This window comes from Daejeonella sp. (genome assembly GCF_049655485.1).
GTDB lineage: Bacteria > Bacteroidota > Bacteroidia > Sphingobacteriales > Sphingobacteriaceae > Daejeonella.
Genome location: NZ_JBASJU010000096.1, coordinates 1 through 3,622, shown reverse-complemented (window position 1 = coordinate 3,622; position 3,622 = coordinate 1). Strand labels below are relative to the sequence as shown.

Below are 3,622 nucleotides of genomic sequence, written 5' to 3'. Positions count from 1 at the left end.
TGTAAAAGCTTGAGCGGTTAAACCACCGGCGCGAGCGATTAAGTCAGATAACCTCTCATCTTTTTTAGAGATTGTATAAATACCGGGATAGACTACCTCACCTTGAATCCTAACAAGTCTTTGAACCTCATAACCTGCAGATGGTCGGACCACAATCATGTCAAATGGTTGCAATATAAAACCTTTTGCATCCTTTATCAGATCTTTGCTAATATTAACTTGAAAAACCTCGGCGGTTTGAGCAGATTTTGATAAAACATCACTGTTTTTGATCCTTCTTGATATTTCCACCCTTTGCGGAGTTGCTCCTTCTTTCAATCCCCCTGCTTGCAAAATAGCATCCTCTAAAGTCATGCCCTCAGCAAACGCCAGTCGACCAGGCTCGCGGATTTCCCCTCCTATATTTATATAATATCCTTCTTTCAAATCAAAAATTGAAGAGATACTAACAATATCTTCTCGTTTCAATGGTATATCCGCAATTTGTCCATTTAAGATTGCTGATAAATTAAAAGATACAAGCTCTGTTTGCATGTCATCTTTTAATCTTAAAATATAGCCTCTATTTTGGAACGCATCCTCGCGTAAACCCTCCGCTTTACCAATCAACTGACTTAACGTTAGGCCGGGTGACAATTCATACTCTCCCGGTCTAAAGACAGCACCATCAATAGTCACTCGGTTTTCGAAGCGTTCCAATATTTGGTCAACAAAAAACTTATCACCATTGGAGGGCTGGTAGTTAGCGAAGTTTTGCGCGACTATGTCAGAAATTTTCCGTTCAATAGCTGTATTTTTAAGTACTTTAATTCTAGCCCGATAAGCACTTCCAGTAAAATCGCCAGCAAACCTTAATAAATCCTCTAAGGTTTCACCGTCTAACATTTCAAATATTCCTGGACGTTTGACCTCGCCAACTACTTCAACTCGTTTAAAATAGGTAGGCACGCGGATTACGTCGTTATCCTGAAGACGAACATTGCTTTTAAATCTTCCTTCAAGAAGAAAATCATAAATGTCTACTGTGGCAATCTTAGTTCCTCCTCTAATTAATTCAATCACTCTGAAAGACCCGTTGTCGGAGGGCCCCCCTGATTGGTATAACGCGTTGAAGATACTGGCAACTGAAGGAAGTGTATATGTCCCTGGTTTTACAATCTCACCAGTTAGCACGACCTTAATACTCCGGATATTGCCAATTGCGATACGAACGTTTGTATTTCCGCTGTTTATACCTGAATAAATAGTAGAAAGTCTGGATCGAATTCGGGCTGTTGCTTGTTCTATTGTCATCCCCCCCACTGAAACAACCCCAACGTAAGGAATATTTATGGTTCCTTCGGGGTTTACTTTAAGATTGTAACTAGCTTCTGAATAGCCATATATGTCAATAAGCAACTCATCATCAGGTCCAACCTGATAATTTTGAGGCGTTGCTAAACGCAAATTTGGTTCAAACGTGTTAGTAGTTCCGGAAAAAAGATCCGATCCAAATATTTTAGCTTTGTAATCGGGTATTGTGTCCTTAACTGCAAGTGTGTCTCTAGCTAAATTTAAAGTATCATTGGCAGACGCTTGGATTTTTTCCCTATCGATTCGTTTTATTCGTTCAACCCTAGTCCGTAGTTTCTTAACTTCTTCTAGTTTCATCCCTTTTGAAAGAGCAGCTTGTTCCAGCTTCGCGTCAGATCTGCCAAGGCTCATCTGTTCAATCATTTCACGAATTTGTTGGTCAGACAACTCATCCACACGAATATTGTTGAAACTTCTGGTGGTCTGAGCGTACACGCCGCTACTCAACAAAATAAGTATCATAGCTGCGAAAGCTAACACTAACTTTTTGGAATTCATTCTTTTATAGATTTTCGGTATTGACAAGTTAGCTCTACATAAAATTTGACTGAACAAATGGATGTAATAGACATAGTAAATAAATTCTTTGTAGAAACAGGGAACCTAGATTCATTATTTATTCAAAATAGTTTAGCACATTGAATCCTCCGGCTTTCAAATGCTCGTCTCTTTTCATCAAATTCAAATCGGAATGGATCATATCTTTAACAAGTCCTGTTAAATCATATTTCGGTTTCCAGCCCAGCTTCGTATTAGCCTTTGTCGGGTCACCAAGCAATAAATCTACCTCCGTCGGCCTGAAATATCGCGGGTCAATTTTTACAATAGTTTGTCCTTGTTTGATGCTGTCCAAGTTTAAGCCCAGTTCTTCTCCAACTGCGGTATCAACATCTACAATTACACCTTTTTCATGTTCATCCTTTCCACTGAACTCTACTTCTATGCCTAATTCAGAGAATGTCATTTTCACAAAATCCCTAACTGAGGTCGTGATGCCGGTAGCTATAACGTAATCTTCAGGACTATCTTGTTGAAGTATCAAATACATAGCTTCAATATAATCTTTAGCATGGCCCCAGTCTCTCTTGGCCGATAGATTCCCTAGATAGAGACAACTCTGTAAGCCCAAAGCTATTTTCGCCGCCGCCCTAGTTATCTTGCGCGTGACGAAGGTCTCCCCACGCAACGGACTTTCATGATTGAAAAGAATTCCATTACAAGCATACATGTTATACGCCTCTCTGTAATTTACTGTAATCCAATATGCGTACATTTTTGCAACGGCATATGGTGAACGAGGGTAAAAAGGAGTCGTTTCAGACTGAGGAACAGCTTGTACGAGTCCGTATAATTCAGATGTAGATGCCTGATATATCCGAGTTTTCTTCTCCAACCCTAGAATACGTACGGCTTCCAATAGTCTCAAAGTACCAACGCCATCGGCGTTGGCTGTATACTCGGGTGTCTCGAAACTCACATGAACGTGGCTCATCGCTGCCAGATTGTAAATTTCGTCAGGTTGGGTTTCTTGGATTATACGAATTAAGTTAGTCGAATCAGTCAGCTCTCCATAGTGAAGTTTTAATCGCAGGTTGTTCTCATGTGGATCTTGGTATAAATGATCAATCCTATCGGTATTAAATAAGGAACTCCTTCTCTTAATCCCATGAACAAAATATCCTTTATTTAACAAGAATTCAGTCAAATATGCACCATCTTGACCTGTTATTCCTGTAATTAATGCTGTTTTCATCTATATGTCTATTTTTTATTTTCTAACCGTCTCAATTTTTAATTTACTATTCAATTAACTTACCCTCAAATGTTTAACTAGGGTTAATACATTCTAAATTTGCTTTGCTGAAGAAATTTCGAATTATTTATAAGGTCCTTGAACAAGGGTACATTGTAATTGCTGGGTTGTTTCTATTGTATTCTCAAATTCACGATAGTGACGGACTGCTTGTTTCTTAACGATTTAAATCATGCCTAATAAATTAATACTCTGGTAGAATTTTTACTCAAGGTTATATAATTGTATCCAAAATTGGGAATCATAAAAAACTTTACGCAGAAACGCAATCTGATTCGAAGCTTAACAACCTTTTTAGCATGGCAATTGTGTAGTTTTAATACGCATTATTACAGGTCAAAAGTAATTTTTTTTTTTTACACCATGAAATTAAACAGAACAATACACTGGATTGGTACTAGTAAATTGCTCATTAAATAATCGTTTTATGGTAAAAATGATTAGTTTACTTTATAT

2 protein-coding genes are annotated in these 3,622 nt (G+C 38.0%); both read right to left on the bottom strand.

Annotation, left to right across the window (positions count from 1 at the left end):
- Window positions 1–1,851: SLBB domain-containing protein (locus WBJ10_RS03945; protein ID WP_424288251.1), on the bottom strand; the 1,851-nt coding region annotated here is incomplete at its 3' end.
- Window positions 1,852–1,969: 118 nt separating this feature from the next.
- Window positions 1,970–3,106, bottom strand: coding sequence for a GDP-mannose 4,6-dehydratase (gmd, locus tag WBJ10_RS03940; protein WP_424288250.1), 1,137 nt, complete (start codon window positions 3,104–3,106; stop codon window positions 1,970–1,972).
- Window positions 3,107–3,622: the final 516 nt, after the last annotated feature.